The organism is Paenibacillus nuruki, assembly GCF_001721045.1.
In the GTDB taxonomy this organism is placed as follows: Bacteria; Bacillota; Bacilli; order Paenibacillales; family Paenibacillaceae; genus Saccharibacillus; species Saccharibacillus nuruki.
In genome coordinates, this window is sequence record NZ_MDER01000116.1 from 1 (window position 1) to 743 (window position 743).

Consider the following 743-nt stretch of genomic DNA (forward strand, 5'->3'; position numbering starts at 1 on the left):
TATATATTCTTTCCAAAGAGAGTACTCTAATGCTTTCATAAATTGATTTTGATAAGTTTTAATTGAATTAGAAGCATCATTAAAAGTAATACGTTGTATTACTTTATACATAATTATCATCCTTTAATTAAGATAGATTTAAATTATTTTATTATATACAAATAAAAGTATCCCTGCTATGAAGGATACTTTATCAATTAATTGGCTCTCCACACACCTGCACTGCGCTGACCCGCTCTTCGATTCTTATCAGTTTTATGTTTATTCATATAAAACGTGTGCAGCTGATTTTTCTCTTGCATCGACATTTGGACAACTCCGAATAAGTCTTCTTCAAAATTCATCCATGCTTTATCTAGTACTTTGATTTCTTCTTCTTTTTGTTGATTAATGATTTCTAACTCTTGCAAAGTCACTGATTTATTTTGAGATGGATCGAGATGTGCATAATCGATGTGTTCTCTTTTAGCCAATAACTCGGTTAACTCATTTATTTTTTGAATAATTTCATTATTAATGTTTAAGTCTGGACTGTTACTCATTCGATGTCCACCTTTCTATGTAAAACATATTCCTCAAATAATTATCGGTTTGTTTAAAGAAAATTATAAGTGCTTGCAGTATATTTGTGAAGTCATGTATAATCAAATCAACGAATTGAATAGATCGGAAACTGGAAGCACCAGATACAGCATATTGCTGTGTCTGGTGCTTTTTTGTTTTCTGTAAATTTAACTCATGTG

General features: G+C 30.1%; 1 protein-coding gene. It reads right to left on the bottom strand.

Going from position 1 to position 743, the window contains the following annotated elements; all coding sequences use genetic code 11:
• Positions 1 to 197: 197 nt before the first annotated feature.
• Positions 198 to 542 carry a hypothetical protein gene (locus PTI45_RS23590; RefSeq protein ID WP_069330033.1) on the bottom strand — a complete coding sequence of 115 codons (345 nt, stop codon included), beginning with the start codon at positions 540 to 542 and terminating at the stop codon, positions 198 to 200.
• Positions 543 to 743: the final 201 nt, after the last annotated feature.